The organism is Halostagnicola larsenii XH-48, assembly GCF_000517625.1.
Classification (GTDB): Archaea; Halobacteriota; Halobacteria; order Halobacteriales; family Natrialbaceae; genus Halostagnicola; species Halostagnicola larsenii.
Genome location: NZ_CP007055.1, coordinates 1,280,228 through 1,295,246 on the forward strand (window position 1 = coordinate 1,280,228; position 15,019 = coordinate 1,295,246).

Below are 15,019 nucleotides of genomic sequence, written 5' to 3' on the forward strand. Positions count from 1 at the left end.
CGAGCGTTTTCGGTTTCGGTTACTTAAGCCCTCCTACGTGCGCGGCGGGTTCAGTTCGGTTTCGTGGTCGAAACCATCAAACGCCGGTCGCTCCAACACCAGCACATGCTCACGAAACGAATTATTCCCTGTATCGACGTCGACCTCGACGAGGACGGCAACCCGGCCGTCTACACCGGTGTCCACTTCGAGGACCTGAAATACACCGGTGACCCCGTCGAGATGGCCAAAGCCTACAACGAGTCCGGCGCCGACGAGTTCGTCTTCCTCGACATCACCGCCTCCGCTGAGGGCCGCGAGACGATGCTCGACGTCGTGTCCCGAGTCGCAGACGAGGTGTTCATCCCGCTGACCGTCGGCGGCGGAATCCGAACGACCGAGGACATCAAGGAGACGCTTCGCGCCGGGGCCGATAAGGTCTCGATCACTACGGGCGCGCTCGAGCGGCCCGAACTGGTCAACGAGGGCGCTCGCGCGTTCGGCAGCCAGTGTATCGTGATCAGCGTCGACGCACAGCGTCGGTACGACGAGGCCGGCGAGAACTACGTCGAAATCGACGGCGAATCGTGCTGGTTCGAGTGTACGAAAAAGGGCGGCCGCGAAGGAACCGGCGTCGACGTCGTCGAGTGGGCTCGCGAGGTCGAATCTCGAGGCGCGGGCGAGTTGTTCGTGAACTCGATCGACAGGGACGGGACGAAAGACGGCTACGATATTCCGCTGACCTCGGCCGTCTGCGAGGCCGTCGATACCCCCGTGATCGCCTCCTCGGGCTGTGGCGGCCCCGAACACATGCACGAAGTATTCACGGAAGCCGATGCCGATGCCGGGCTCGCGGCCTCTATCTTCCATTTCGACGAGTACTCCGTCGGGGATGTCAAAGACTACCTCGACGAGCGGGACGTTCCGGTTCGGCAGTAACCTCCCAGCGCGTTTTCGGGACGCCGGTTTCGTCGTCCCGACGCGCAGCATCGGCGCGGTAGACAGCCGGATTACGTCTCGAGGCCGACCCACGGTGCGATCTCGAGTCGGATCCGCGAAACGTTCTCGAGTCGCAGCCGCAATACAATATCCTTATGCTCGCGCGCTCGACCGCTACTAGCAGTGACTTGGCGGTGTGCGTGGTGTGGCAAACCGCACGACTCCGACGATCCGCCCTGTGAGCGGTGCGGATACAATTCGTTCAATCGTGCAGACGACGCCGGCGGTGATGCCGATCAGGGCGGAACGTCACCGACCTACGTCTGGGCCTGTACGAACTGCGGCCGCGAGCACACGCGCAACTCACCGCCCTGCGCTCGCTGTGGCAATCACACCCTCGAGAAGACCGAACAGACGTTCGACGAGGCCGATAGCGACCTCGAGGTCGCGAGCTGGCTCGAGGTCGCAAAGCCGTACTCGCCGTTCATCGCCGTCTTCGTCCTCATCGTTGCCCTGTTCGCCACCGGCATCGTTCCGGCGTCGGTGCTGCCCGGCATCGGAACCGACGTTCCGGGAGAGGCTACCGAAGCCAACGGAATCGATCTCGATGAGACGGCGCTGCTGGTACACGACCGACTCACCGACGAGCGGCAAGCGGCTACCGAAACGGAGACCAGCGACGGGACCGGGGTCGGTGCGCCCCTCGAGTACGACGAGGGGCTCGAGGAGTTCGCGACGGCCGAAAATCAGCGTCTCGTCGTCAGCGCGTACACCGACGATGACGGCGGCGACCGGACGGACCCGTCGGCGTTCGACCTCCCGTGTGAGAGTGCTCCACAGGGAATCCAGGTTCTCGCTCAGGACTCGATCGACGCGTACGATACCGAAGCGGCGCTCGCCGACGACCTTGCAACCAATCTCCTCGAATCGCTCGACTCGCAGGAAGTCGGCCAGGGCGATCACGACGCGGAAGGGATCGATATCCACGTCGGGCCAGACGGATCGATACTCGTGGTGTACGTCGTCTGTTAATTTGGGACGGTCGAGAGCTGACAGGCTCCGAATTGGCGATCCGTTCGGAATCCGCCGCTTCGATGCGTCGCTACGCTACGAACACACAAACGAGACCGAGTCGCTCTCGAGGCGTGGGCTCTCGGCTCGGAGAACTATCGAATCAGAATCAGACGGCCGCTTCGAACGCGTTCCGGAACGACACCGTCTTCTCGCGGACGTTGCTTGCACCCTCCTCGAGCGCGTCGACCGGGTCGACGCCCGATTCGGTTTTGATCGTCAGAATCGGGTCGGTCTGTCCCCCCGATTGCTCTGGGTTCACGTCGTAGGTCGCCGCTGCGATGTTCTCCTGCTCGAGGAGCGTTCCTTTGAGCACGTTCATGAACGTGTGATCCTCCCCGCCGATCTCGATCGAAAGTTCGCTCTCCGTGCGTTCGGTGACCCGCAGTTCCATACGATTTCATCCGAGCGTCACGTGCTTGTACCTTTCGAAGACACCGCTCGGCCAGTCTACCGACCACTCATGTGGGCATCGGGAAGATAAACCCTATACCACTTCGCTCACAGGACAGTGATATGGATCCGATCGGGGTCGTGTTGGGCGTCGTTCTCGTGGCGACGTTCGTTGGTTCAGTTGTGACTGTTAAACACATTCAAAACCCCGACCGGGCGTGGGAAGACGTGCTTCGATCCCGATTCGTGTTCGGCGTTCCGTGGGGAACCATCATCGTTCTCGCGTTCGTCTTCGCGGTCTACCTCTTCGTACAGGACGGGATCTCCGATTTTTCGGACCCGGTGTCGATCCCGTATCGAGCCTGGTCGTACTACTATCCGCTCGGAATGCTCTCGGCTTCGTTTACGCACGCGAGTGCGGGCCACCTCCTCAGTAACCTCTTCGGAGCCGCGGTCGTCGCCCCCATCGCCGAATACGCGTGGGGACACTATCCGAAGAGAGGTGACGGGAACCGCTCGAGAACGCTGTGGACGACCCCCTGGATTCGAGCCGTCGTGATCTTCCCGCTGGCTGTGATCGCCGTCGGGCTGGTCACGAGCCTGTTCGCACTCGGGCCGGTGATCGGGTTCTCCGGCATCGTTTTCGCGTTCGCCGGGTTCGCGATCGTGCGGTATCCGATCTCCACGGTTCTGGCGATTCTCGGCGGACAAACCGTGCTCCTGACGACCTACGAGGCGCTGTTGACGCCGATCGGGCTGTATGTTCCACGAGCGAGTCCAGCCACCGCCCCCTCGTGGGCGAACATCGCGATTCAGGGCCACGCACTCGGGTTCTTCGTCGGCTTCGTCCTCGGTGCGATACTTCTAAGGCGACGCCAGTACCGCCCAGATCCGCTTCGCCTGTGGATTGCGATCCTGTTTTTCGCCTTCGAGCAAGGGCTCTGGCAGATCTACTGGTACGGCGACCAGAACTCCTTTTACCTGTTTCAGGGACCCGGAATCGCCATCGTCACAGGACTGGCCCTTATCGTCACCCTCGCAATTACCGCCTCCGATCGGCCGATTGTCCCCGCATCTATTCGACAGCGACTCGCCCGGTCCCCGGCTGACAGCCGCGATATCCGCGTGCGAGAGCGAACCGACCGCATCCTCGAGCTCGCCGGCTCGAGTCGATCGACGACGCGGGATGCGATAGAACGAGTCAAAACAATCGCTCGAGGAGCCACGCCGGATGAGTCGGGACCGTTCGCCACACTCACCGAGCGTCAAGCCGCGTTCATCGTGATCGTGGCCGTCATCGCGCTCATTACCGGGCCGGCGATCCCGACCAACCTGTTCGTCATCTCCGGCGAAACCGGGTCGGCGGACGCGTCGATCTCGGTCGCCGATTACACGATCGAGTACGTCGAGGGCTCGGAAAACGAAATCGTCGGCGTCATCGACGTCGGCGCGTTCGGGCAGGACACCAGCGTCGAATCGAGCGGGGTCATCGTCTCGAGCGAAAAACGACACCTCTGGCAGGAGTCCGTCACGGCCCAGCAACTCGAGTTCACCGGGGAAGAAACGGTTTCGGTCGGCGGTCCCGGCTGGCGCGAGACCGTTCACGTCGAACGACAGGGCTGGAAACCAACGGGTAACGATCCTGTCTACCAGATCTGGTTCTCCGAGGAGGGCGGGGAGGAGCAACTGGCGTATACCTCCGAGTCCTCACAGGCAGACGTTCGAGTCAACGATCGCACCATTACGATCGACACGGAAGGAGAAGCGTTCGTCCTCGAAGTCGAACGAACCGGCAGCAACGGCGATACCGTCGAAGCGTCGACAGTTGACGTTCCTGAGTCGGACGAAACCGCTCGAGCCGACGGGATCGAGTTCGTCCGCGAAGACGGAGCGATTTACGCAGACATGGACGGGACGGTGGTACAGGTCGCGAGCGAGGAGACCTACGATCGACTCCGATAACGCCGCTCGATTACGGATTCAGCTCGGCTAACTGGCACGCGAGGGACCTTCCTCGCGAGTTCGCTCTTGGCAACGTCACGACTCCGCGTTCGAGTCCCACTCTATTCGGAACACCTCCGCTTCGAGCGTGCGCGTTTCGTCCGTGTGAAACTCGAGTCGGTTCGCGAGCGAGAACGTGGCGCGGAACGCGTGGGTGACCGTTCCGCCGGCGTCGTTCGCGTAGGACTCGACGAATTCCTGACTTCCCTCGTTGTGAATCGTATAGGAGGTGGCGGCGATCGCTCTGGTCGTCTCGAGGAAGTCCCGATCGGCGTGGCGGTTTCCCCGCTGTGCGCCGAATGGAGGGTTCGAGAGTACCGTCGCGTCGTCGATTGACAGCGGCGGTCTGGTGACGTCGCCGCGAATCCACTCGATCGGCGACCAACCCGACGGACCCTCGCCAGGGGCGGAATCGACAGCGCCATCGAAAATGACGGCTCGGGCGTTCTCTCGAGCGAGCGTCAGGGCGTCCTCGTCCACGTCGATTCCGACGACCCGCTCGGCGTCACAGAGAGCGGCTCCGATCGCGAGCATTCCGGTCCCCGTCCCCAGATCGACGACGGTTTCGCCGGCCAGATCGCCCTGCAACGCGGCGAACTGACAGACGTGTGCAGCGACTTCCGCCGGGGTAAGATACTGCTCGAGATCGGCAGACGGCGTTCGAAAGTCGTCGACGCCTTCCAGCCGACGGGCGAGCGTTCGTCGCTGTGGCACGCACATTGAACGGGCAGACGCCGGCCGCACACAAAAGATTTCCAAATTGGCGGAAGCCTATCGTGACACGCTCGAGGACGTGTTCGATACGCAGACGAGTGAGGATGTAATGTTCGAGTGCCCGCATCGAGCGAAACCGCCGTTCGATCGATCGACGGCTGAGATAAAGTTAAGAACGTGCCGTCACAGGAACCAGTATGGAGGAGTGTCCCCGGTGTTCGTCCCCGCTCGAGCGCCTGTCGCTCGCCGACGTGACGACGGTGGCGTGCAGCCAGTGTGGGTACGCCGACGTTCCGGTCGAACACGAGCGCGAGTTTCCGGAGATCGAATCCTGGCGGGACGCGCTCAATCGGTTTTACGACGCAGCGGAGACTGCCGACGAGGAGTAGTCAGTCGCAGTTTCGTGACCGAGCGGGCTCCGGCGAAAATTGGGGGTCGGGTCGTTACTCGCTGGCCGCGGCCGCTTCCGCCTCTTCGTCGTCGTGGTCGTGTTCGACGTCCTCGTCCGATCGGGCTGCGACGAGGCCACCGCGGGCGACGCTGTAGAGCGGTTCGTTCGCGTGGGTCACGCCGCTGATCGAGAACGGAATGTTCGCGTCCTCGAGATGGTCGCGGAACAGATCCTCGAAGCCGCTCGGGCTCGAGGTCCCGCCGGTCACGACGACCGGCACGTCGAGACCTTCCTCGACGTCTTCCTCGTCGACTTCGCTGACGATGTTTTCGATGACGTAATCGAGGAGGTTCTCGTAGTAAATCGAGAGCGCGCCTTCGACGCCGCCGACGTCGGTCGTAAAGTCGAGTTCGAAGTCGTCCTCTTTGATCGAGGTGACCTTGTCGACCGGCGTGCCGGTCGCTCGAGCGGCCTGTTCGTCGACCCAGTCGCCGCCGCGGGCGACGGAGAACTTCATCACGGGGACCGCGTAGTAGGCCAGACAGACGTTCGTCATCCCTGCACCGAAGGAGATACCGAGACCGGTGAAGTTGTTGTCCGCGAGTTCGGAGTAGATGACGGACATCCCCTCGTTGATCGGTTCGGCGTCGTATCCCATGTCGTTTAGGAACGACTCGATCGTCTTCTGGTGATACAGCGTCGAGAGATCGTCGTCGATCGGATCCGCGGGGGTCGAGAAGTAGAGTTTCTCGTCCGGATACGTCGGCTCGCCGACGACCTGTTCGATGATGAGTTTCATCATCGGGATGGCCGATTTCTCGTCGTTCGAGAGGATCCCGTGTTTCATCGGCCGCCGCGTCTCTTTGTTGAAAATGTTCGCGAAATTCAGCGCGTCGTCGCCAACGACGTACACTTTGTCGTCCTTGCGAATGTGGAGGACTTCGCTTCGCGAGAGCATCTGCTCGGCCATATCCGAGTACTCGATCTCTACGAAGGAGTTTCGCTGCTGTACGAATACCGTATCGTCGCCATCCTGTTGGGCTGACAGGATGTTCATTGTCCCAACGTCTAGGCCTTTGGCCATAGTTTTGGAAGGCCGCTGACGACTTATAAATCTATGTGAGGTTTTTTCGTTCGATATCGTTCGAGGTGAACGCTATTCGTTCTGCCAGTAACGGCCTTACTTCCGGCCGAAAAGCGATCGGACTCGGTGTGCGGCCGACCGCAACGATGAGGCCACGGTATCGAGCGCTCCATTCGAATCGTTCGTCGCCATCTCTTCGGCCCGTTTCTGTTCTCTGAGTTCCTTGAGCTTCGCCGTTTGATCCTCCACGGACGAACTCGAGGTCGTCGTCTTCGTCTCGCCGCCTTTGAGGCCCTTGAGTCCGGCCACCTGCGAGTCGACGCCGGACGACCGGGTCGTCGTTGCCGTGTCGCCGATTTCGACGTTGTCGAACTCGTGGCTGCTAAAGTTTAGTTTCGTGTTGTCGCCCTTTTCGACGCCACCCCACGAGAGTTCGACGTCTTCCATCGCGTCGTCGATGTCCTGTTGAATCTCTTCGTCAGTGTAGGATTCGGATCCCGCCTGTTCGTCGCCGTCTCGAGTCTCGGTAACGCCGGCCGACTGGGCGAGCTCGAGGTAGTGTGCGATCAGTGCGCCACCCGTCGACGCGATGAGTCCCGCGATACCGACCGCATAGATCGCGACGACTTCGACAGTGTAATTCTGTCCGTGGCCGTTCCAGTCTGATGGATACGCGTAAAAGAACCCGAGAACGGCTCCGAACGTCACTGCTGCGCCCATGAGAGACGTATAGAGCATCCGTCGGTTCGAGGGCAACAAGACGACGATTCCCAGCATCATCGCCGGAAGCGATAGCATTCCGAACCCGTAGGCCGGTTCAGTCCACGTCACGTACGCTGCCGACCGGGGTTCGTGAGTGCTTGCCCAAATAAAAAGCACCAGCGCGGTTACTGCGAGTCCGATACCACCGAAGAACAGGCCGAACCCAACGTAGACGTCGTTTCGACCCGACGGCTCGCCGATGTACTGGCGATAGAGGTCGAATAGGTATCCGTCCGAATCGCCTCGTGCTACCATTGACACCCCATTTAGACTGCAGTACCATGACTTTTCGGACCACGAGAACGTGCCGGCTGCCAACAAATGGTCTCGCCTCGTCGACGGACCCCGGGTCTCATTTCGTCGCCGGATCGGGTACGGAAATCCCGTGTGTCTGAGCTACGTGGCGAACGGGCCGATTCCACGACGAGGCCCGAAAGCGCCGCCGTTTTACGTGCGCCGACGAATGAAACTGTAATGAGCCAGCAGTCGGAGTACAGCGAGGGAGACCTCCGGAACACAGGAATGAGCCTCAAACACGACCGGGAGTGGGACTACGAACTCGAGCGGATCGTCGACGAAATCGACGACCGCGACGCCGCGAAGGTCGGCCTCCAGTTCCCCGAAGGCCTCAAACGCCGCGGGCCGAAGGTCGCGGACGACTTGCGAGAACGCGTGCGCGACGACGTGACGATCATGCTCTCGGGCCAGCCCTGTTACGGAGCCTGCGACCTCGATACGTACCTGATGAAACGCACCGACGTCTTCGTCCACTTCGGTCACTCGCCGATGAAGGACACGGACAAGGTGATCTACGTGCCCCTGTTCTCGAACGTCGACGTGACGCCGATCATGGAAGAAGCCCTCGAGACGCTCGCAGACCCCGACGACGACCCCGAGGTTGGCCTCGTGACGACGGCCCAGCACATGAATCTCTACGAGGAGATGAGAGAGTTCCTTGAGGAACGCGGCTACGACGTCGACAGCCGTCGCGGCGACGAACGACTGACCCACGAGGGGCAGGTGCTCGGATGCAATTACGCCAGTGCGGACGTTCCCGCCAACCAGATCCTCTACGTCGGCGGCGGCAAGTTCCATCCGCTCGGGCTGGCGATGGAACACCCCGACAAACACGTCGTCATCGCCGACCCGGTCAACAACGTCGTCACCGTCGCGGACACGGAGAAGTTCATGAAACAGCGCTACGGTGCGATCCACCGCGCGATGGACGCCGAGAAGTGGGGCGTCATCTTCTGTACCAAGATCGGACAGGGTCGCTGGGAGCAGGCCCAAGACATCCTCGACGAAAACGACGACGCCTACCTCATCACGATGGACGAGGTGACGCCGGATCGACTCCGGAACTTCGACATGGACGCGTTCGTCAACACCGGTTGCCCGCGGATCACGACCGACGACGGCCCGCAGTTCCACAAGCCGATGCTCACCCCCGGCGAGTACGAGATCGCCGTCGGTCACGAACCGCTCGACAGCCTCGAGTTCGATACGTTCCACGGCACCTGGTAGGCGTTTCACACCGGGGTATCGTCCAGAAACTATTTACTGCGTTTCTTGCTCGGTACTGGTATGTCCTCCAGGTTGACATCGAGCTATCTCGAGCCCGATCCGCTCCTTGGAATGCTTACACAGTCGAGAGATCCGACCCTTCCGATTGAATCTCTGATTCTCGCGATCCCGATCGAAATCGCGATATCGGTGGGTATCGGCGCGCTCGTCCTCGCAATCGCGCCACAGACATCCCAACGCACTGTCGATCGAATTTGGACCGATCCCGGTACGTCTTTCCTCTATGGGTTACTCGTGTACGTCCTCACGATTATTAGCGTGATTGCCCTCGTAATCACGGTCATCGGTCTGTTAGTGGTTATCCCCGGGATCTTCGTCTTCGTAATTGTCGTAATAGTGGGAAACGTTTTGGCGGTGATCGCCGTCGGAACCGCCTTCGCCGGCGAATCCAATTACTGGTTGGGGTTGGTGATCGGGGCGGTCGTCGTCGCCTTACTTTCGACGGTTCCGGTGCTCGGCGAGATACTACGGTTCATCATTACAACGACCGGACTCGGAGCGTTCGCGCTCGGTTTCTCGAAATAGGACTGACCCGTTCAAGCTATTATTGCAGATAGGGAATACAAGGCGTGACGCTACGTGATTTCTAACCGATAATTCGGAATATGCCCCATGTCGACGGGCGAAGCGTTCTGCTCCCGTGACTGTCCGCTTTCACAGCCCTAAGAGGTTTGGGAACGCGCTTAATGAGGTAGCGTTCCCAGAGCCAGTAATGACGAACTATGCGTACGGTCAGACGAGTAAACGTGCAACTGGCGAGGAGAAACGGCTGAATGCTACACTCAAGGCCCTTGCCAGTCCCGTTCGACGGCGTCTCGTTGCGATCGTATTCGACGCCCCGCAGTCGACGCAGACGGCGTCGGAACTCGCGGAACGACTCGAGACGGCCGACAGAACACTGCAAGTCGGATCGCTCGAGTCGCTTCTCGTCGACCTGCACCATCGTCATCTTCCGATGCTCTCGGATGCCGGATTGATCGCGTACGATTCCGAGACCAAACGCGCGACGGCAGCCATCGAGACGTCTACCCTCGAGGAAGGAACCCTTGACGCGTTCGAAGTGGAATTCACGAACGGGTTCGAGTTTCCGGACCGGAGCGCCGAAGAGACGGATGCACTGTTCAAGGCGCTCGCCGATCCGCGTCGTCGATGTATCCTCGAGACGCTCTCCGACCGATCTCACGCCGTCACGGTCGAATCGATCGCAATCGAGTTGACTAGCCAATCAGACGCTGGAACCGACCGATCTATCGCACCGGGAGACTGGCGACACGTCGTGGGGGCTATCACGCACGCGGATCTACCGCTTCTGGAGGACGCCGGGCTAATCGAGTACGATCCCGACGCGAATCGGGTCCGCTCGCGGCTCGGATCGGACCGAGACAGCGAGACTGCGGCGATCGTCGAGCTTTCGGCCTCCTGTTGACGACCGGAAAACACCTTGCTGAAATCTGGAGGCCCTTCCGGGTGGGTAGTCCATCGTCATCGCAACGCTCGATGCGGGCGGATCTCATCGTTTGAAGGGAAACGATAACACTTACCCGCCCGCTCCGAGCACTTACACGTATGATAACGAGCGACTGGGGCGAGTGGCTTGTTCGCGCGATCGAGGACGCCGACCCGGACGGCGTCGCCGTCTGGTATTTCGGCTGTAACGGCTTCGCGCTGAAAGGCAGCGAGGGAACGACCGTTTTCATCGACCCCTATCTCGGAACGGGCAGCCCACCGCGAACGATTCGAATGATTCCGGTTCCCTTCGATCCGACCGACGTAACCAACGCCGATGCCGTGCTCGCGACCCACGAGCACACGGATCACGTCGACGGCCCGAGTCAGGCACCGATCCTCGAGACCACCGGCGCGACGATGTACGGACCCGACGACAGCCTCGCCGTCACTCGAGAGGAAGGCTGGACCGACGAGTGGGACGTCACCGACGACCAGTTCGAGGAGGTATCCGAGGGAGATACTCTCGAAATCGGCGAGTTTACCGTCCACGTCGAACCCGCGAGCGATGTCGATGCGACACATCCCGTCAGCTACGTCATCGAGCACGAGGCGGGAACGTTCTTCCACGGCGGCGATTCGAAACCCGCCGAGGAGTTCGAGCGAATCGGCACCGAGTACGATGTCGACCTGGGCGTGCTCGCCTTTGGAACCGTCGGGAACGTCCCCGACAAGGAGACCGGCGAGCCGAAACGAACCCGCTGGTACAACGACGAGAATCAGATCATCGAAGCGGCGAACACGCTCCAGCTAGAGACGCTCTGTCCGAGCCACTGGGACATGTGGAAGGGGCTCACCGCCGATCCGAAAGCGCTCTATCACCACACGAATAGTTTTGAGTACCCGACAACTCTCGAGATCATCGAAATCGGGGACCGCGTCGACCTCTGAAAAATCGGCTGCCCGGTCTCTCGAATCCGATCAATGGGCCACTTCTGGCAGTATGGGTGTTCTTCCCGCCTCTAGCGTCTTCAATCGCTGATTCCCAAACTGCCGTGCATTTTATAGTAATGGTAAGTTAATATTGCTCTCATGAGTTCAGCCGCCGACACAGATCAGGTAATCGAAGCGAGTTCTGACGGGGTGACTGTCCGGAAACTATTTGCCGCCGACGAGTTCCCGGTTCCTGCGATTCGATTCGAAATCGACTCGAGCCGCGACGAAGCGGTTACCGTCACCGTTTCTGAGGACATCCCCGAATCCTTCCCGATGGACGGCGTCGGATTCCACCCGAACTACTACAGCGAAAACTGGACCGCGTTTCAGGACCACCACGTCGAATTCACTCGGACGCTCTCCCCCGAGGAAACGCTCGTCACCGTTTACGGGATCCGAATCGGCGACGACTCCGAAGCGGCGCAGTTTCTGACCGATTCGGTCACAGTCGAGGTCGAAGATCCCGATGCCCAAGACGAAGACGCTTCAGCCGACGAGGGCGGAGCGCAGGGAGAGTCGGCGGGGGCGGATTCGGCTGCACGCGACGAAGTCGACGACACGATGATCGACGAGATCATCACCGACGACCGAAACCAGGTCGTCAAAGACATGATCGCCGGCGAGTCCGACTCGGTTCCCGGCCTCGAGTCGGATGCCGCGGCTGAAGCTTCGTCCGAAGACGAATCGCTCGCGGACGAGGAAGACGTCGACGACGCCGACGAACTCGGCATCGAGGGTGACGGAGAATCTCAGGACGACGGAGACCTCGAGGACGGTGAACAAGCCGATTCCTCTGGAGTCGATCTCGACTTCGAAGAAGACGAGATTCCGCCGGCGAAAGCGGACGAGTCCGCGTCGGTCGACGATGCCGAACCCGAACTCGAGACCGATTCCGAGGAACGAACGGACAGCTCCGAGACGCCCGATATCGACGACACGCCACCAGCGGCGGCCGACGACCACGAATCCGATGACGAGGTCGACGCCGGAGCGGTCACTGCAGCGGCGGCCGACGAGGCGAGCGACGGCGACGACCGATCGCTCAGCGCCCAACTCGCTGACGAGATTCGCACCGGCTCTGTCAGCGAGCAGGACCTCGAGGTGCTCCGTGCCGAACTCGATATCGAGATGAACGGGCCGGATCTCGCACGGGTCGACCACCTCCAGTCCCGGGTCGAAGAAGTCGCCGCGTATTCGGGAGCGATCGAAGAGTTCCTCGACGAATACGGCACCGGCGAACAGATCATCGAGCAGTTCCGCTCCGAACTCGAGAGCGTCGAATCCGAACTCGACTCGATCGATACGCGGGTCGACGTTGCCGAGTCCGAACTCGAGGAGGTCGTCGCGGACGTCGATCACGTCGAATCGGAGACGGCGCTGTTCGGCGAAGAGTTACACTCGGCGACGGATCGACTCGACGAGGTCGCCGACGACGTCGAGGGTATCGACACCAGATTCGAAGAACTGGAATCCGAAATCGGTGCCGCCCACACCGTCGTAGAGGATCTCGAGGGCCAGGTCGAAACCAACGAGTCCGATATCGGCGATCTCGAGACGGATGTCGAAGGTGTCGTCGACGATGTCAGGGCCGTCGAGGAGACGGTCGAAGCGGCCGAAGAAACCGTCGAGGGCGTCGAGGCGACCGTCGATGCTGTCGAAGAAACTGTCACAGATGTCGAGAACACCGTCACGGATGTCGAACAATCCGTTGAAGACGTCGAAGGGACGATCTCGACGGTCGAAACGTCCGTTGACGAGGTCGAATCGACAGTTACGGAAGTCGAGCAAACCGTCGCGGATGTCGAGACGGAAGTCGAAACGCTCTCCGAGGAAGTCACCGAACTGAACGACTGGCGCGACCAGCTCGGGTCGATGTTCTCGAACTAACCCGCGAGCGAGACAAAACGCAACTCGTTTACTTCTCGGTTGCAGTTTTTCGGTCAATGGGCGAGACGATCCCGATCGCGATTCCTCGAAAAGGACGGCCACTCGAGTCGGTTCTCGACCGGCTGGCGAACCGACTGGGAATCGGCGACCTCGCGGACGACATCAGTTCGACGCTCCGACACGAGAAGGCGCTCACGAAAGGATCGCTCTCGAGCGATCACGACGTCTACCATCGTCTCGCAACGTACAGCACCGTTGAGAACCCGACCGAGCCGGAGTACACGCTGTTTCGGGACGACCGGGCCGGGAAACCGCGGCGAATCGTCTTCGATAGCGTCACGATTCCGCTCGAGGGTGTCGAGAGCGTTCCCGACGGTACGTCGATACAACTCGTGGGGCGAGAAGAACCGTTTCGCGCCCTGCGAACCCACGAGTTCGCGCTCGGATTCGATAGCGCCGACCTCGTCCTCGAGGAAGTCGTCGAACTGCGGCCGGAGCCCTTACAGCGAATCGCGGACGTCAACGCCCGCATCGACCCGACGGACACCGACGTACGGGTGGTTACCGGTCTCGGCGATACGGTCTATCACACCTTGATGGCGACGCCGGACGCGACGCCGCCGTCCGAATCGGTTGACCGGGAGTTCCTCGAGAAGTACGCTGGGCCATTGTGTATCGTCCCGCGGTACGAACGACTCGTTCAGGCGGTTCTCGGGACGGACATTCTCGATGGGATCGACTTCGTGTACCCGGATTCGACGGTCGAAGAAGAGGCGGCCATCGCGGACACGGGGGCTGGCGTCTATCTCACCGTGACCGGTTCGACCGCTCGAGAACACGGCCTCTTGCTCGGCGAGCAACTGTTCCCGAGCGAAACGGTCCTGATGGAAAACACCGCGGAAACGGACGCGACCGTCGACGCAGTTCGTTCGCTGCTGGCCGACGGAGAGACGGAAACCGAACTCGCGATCGGCCGATAACGGACCGCCGACTCGCTACCCGGTTTCGATCCGGACGGAGTTGCCTCCTACTCGTCGAACTACTCTGTGACCAACTGGCGTTCTTCCTCGTCGCGAATTACCGTGACCTCGCCGTCGCGGACGACGATATCGAGCAACGACGAGACGTCGTACTCGCTGTCGACCATCGCGTCGCCGCCGTCGACTTTTCGCATCGCAACGACGATATCGACGATGGTCGCGCCGATCGACTCGAGCGCCTCGGTGATCGCTCGAAGCGTCCCGCCGGTACTGAGCATATCGTCGAGCAGGAGCACGTTGTCGCCCTCGTCGACGTCGTTGATGTACATCTCGCTTTTCGAGTACCCGGTCTCCTGCGTGAGCGAGACTTCGCCCTCGAGTCCGTACTCGCGTTTTCGGATGACGACGAGCGGAATATCCGTCGTCAGCGAAACCGCGGTCGAAATGTGAATCCCCATCGCGGCGGGAGTCACGATCTTGTCGACGTTCTCGAGGTCCGCAGCACGGACGATCCGAGTGACGACTTCGCGCAGCAGGCTCGGCTCGAGCACCGGGACGCAGTTGCTGATCGGGTGGACGAGGTACTCGTAGTCGTCTTTCTCGATGATCGGCGCGTCGTGGACCGACCGCTCCAGTTGTTCCATGCCGGTACTTCTTGTGGCGCGAATAAAAGCTATTGATCGATGTGTGGTCCGGATGTTTCTGAGTGGCGTCGTTTCAGACATCCTTGGGCGTCGTCGTTTCAGGCGTTCCGAAGCCGCGTTGTTTCTCGAGAAGACAAGGTATAAATGG

The 15,019-nt window shown here is 60.8% G+C and carries 15 protein-coding genes; 10 read left to right on the forward strand and 5 right to left on the reverse strand.

Translation table 11 applies throughout. The features are described 5' to 3' along the window. Positions 1–105: 105 nt before the first annotated feature. Positions 106–918: an imidazole glycerol phosphate synthase subunit HisF gene (hisF, locus tag HALLA_RS06410; RefSeq protein ID WP_049952609.1), complete on the forward strand. Its 813-nt coding sequence runs from the start codon at positions 106–108 to the stop codon at positions 916–918. A 183-nt stretch (positions 919–1,101) separates the two neighbouring features. Continuing rightward, on the forward strand, positions 1,102–1,950 hold the full coding sequence (locus HALLA_RS06415) for a hypothetical protein (protein ID WP_049952610.1): 849 nt from the start codon (positions 1,102–1,104) through the stop codon (positions 1,948–1,950). Between the two features lie 148 nt (positions 1,951–2,098). On the opposite strand, the gene HALLA_RS06420 is transcribed toward HALLA_RS06415, so the two are convergent. Further along, entirely contained in the window at positions 2,099–2,383 is a 285-nt protein-coding gene (locus HALLA_RS06420) for a DNA-directed RNA polymerase subunit L (protein ID WP_049952611.1), read from the reverse strand. A gap of 122 nt (positions 2,384–2,505) precedes the next feature. On the opposite strand from HALLA_RS06420, the gene HALLA_RS06425 reads away from it, so the two are divergent. After that, the gene (locus HALLA_RS06425) at positions 2,506–4,344 is read left to right on the forward strand and encodes a rhomboid family intramembrane serine protease (RefSeq protein WP_049952612.1); all 1,839 of its coding nucleotides are present in this window, start codon (positions 2,506–2,508) and stop codon (positions 4,342–4,344) included. 75 nt (positions 4,345–4,419) lie between these two features. Here HALLA_RS06425 and HALLA_RS06430 read toward each other — a convergent pair whose 3' ends face one another. Beyond that, positions 4,420–5,103 (reverse strand): METTL5 family protein, encoded by a 684-nt coding sequence (locus HALLA_RS06430; protein WP_049952613.1) that lies wholly within the window; start codon positions 5,101–5,103, stop codon positions 4,420–4,422. Positions 5,104–5,294: 191 nt separating this feature from the next. On the opposite strand from HALLA_RS06430, the gene HALLA_RS06435 reads away from it, so the two are divergent. Further along, entirely contained in the window at positions 5,295–5,486 is a 192-nt protein-coding gene (locus HALLA_RS06435) for a hypothetical protein (protein WP_049952614.1), read from the forward strand. Positions 5,487–5,540: 54 nt separating this feature from the next. Here the strand turns inward: HALLA_RS06435 and HALLA_RS06440 are convergent, their stop codons facing one another. Both HALLA_RS06440 and HALLA_RS06445 read right to left on the reverse strand, forming a co-directional pair. After that, positions 5,541–6,572, reverse strand: a complete 1,032-nt coding sequence (locus tag HALLA_RS06440) for a hypothetical protein (RefSeq protein WP_049952615.1) — start codon at positions 6,570–6,572, stop codon at positions 5,541–5,543. Positions 6,573–6,668: 96 nt separating this feature from the next. Then, the gene (locus tag HALLA_RS06445) at positions 6,669–7,589 is read right to left on the reverse strand and encodes a DUF7139 domain-containing protein (protein ID WP_049952616.1); all 921 of its coding nucleotides are present in this window, start codon (positions 7,587–7,589) and stop codon (positions 6,669–6,671) included. Positions 7,590–7,808: 219 nt separating this feature from the next. Between HALLA_RS06445 and dph2 the strand changes: the two genes are divergently transcribed. The 6 genes from dph2 to HALLA_RS06475 all read left to right on the forward strand — a co-directional run bounded on the left by dph2 (position 7,809) and on the right by HALLA_RS06475 (position 14,227). Then, positions 7,809–8,858, forward strand: coding sequence for a diphthamide biosynthesis enzyme Dph2 (gene dph2, locus HALLA_RS06450; protein ID WP_049952617.1), 1,050 nt, complete (start codon positions 7,809–7,811; stop codon positions 8,856–8,858). Between the two features lie 60 nt (positions 8,859–8,918). Then, positions 8,919–9,443: a hypothetical protein gene (locus tag HALLA_RS06455; RefSeq protein WP_157231334.1), complete on the forward strand. Its 525-nt coding sequence runs from the start codon at positions 8,919–8,921 to the stop codon at positions 9,441–9,443. Positions 9,444–9,630: 187 nt separating this feature from the next. Beyond that, positions 9,631–10,344 carry a DUF7344 domain-containing protein gene (locus HALLA_RS06460; protein ID WP_049952619.1) on the forward strand — a complete coding sequence of 238 codons (714 nt, stop codon included), beginning with the start codon at positions 9,631–9,633 and terminating at the stop codon, positions 10,342–10,344. Between the two features lie 140 nt (positions 10,345–10,484). Beyond that, positions 10,485–11,315 carry an MBL fold metallo-hydrolase gene (locus tag HALLA_RS06465; RefSeq protein WP_049952620.1) on the forward strand — a complete coding sequence of 277 codons (831 nt, stop codon included), beginning with the start codon at positions 10,485–10,487 and terminating at the stop codon, positions 11,313–11,315. 141 nt (positions 11,316–11,456) lie between these two features. Further along, the gene (locus tag HALLA_RS06470; protein ID WP_084568944.1) at positions 11,457–13,247 is read left to right on the forward strand and encodes a hypothetical protein; all 1,791 of its coding nucleotides are present in this window, start codon (positions 11,457–11,459) and stop codon (positions 13,245–13,247) included. 56 nt (positions 13,248–13,303) lie between these two features. Next, positions 13,304–14,227: a hypothetical protein gene (locus HALLA_RS06475; RefSeq protein WP_049952622.1), complete on the forward strand. Its 924-nt coding sequence runs from the start codon at positions 13,304–13,306 to the stop codon at positions 14,225–14,227. Positions 14,228–14,286: 59 nt separating this feature from the next. Here the strand turns inward: HALLA_RS06475 and hpt are convergent, their stop codons facing one another. Continuing rightward, positions 14,287–14,871, reverse strand: a complete 585-nt coding sequence (gene hpt / locus HALLA_RS06480; protein WP_049952623.1) for a hypoxanthine/guanine phosphoribosyltransferase — start codon at positions 14,869–14,871, stop codon at positions 14,287–14,289. Positions 14,872–15,019: the final 148 nt, after the last annotated feature.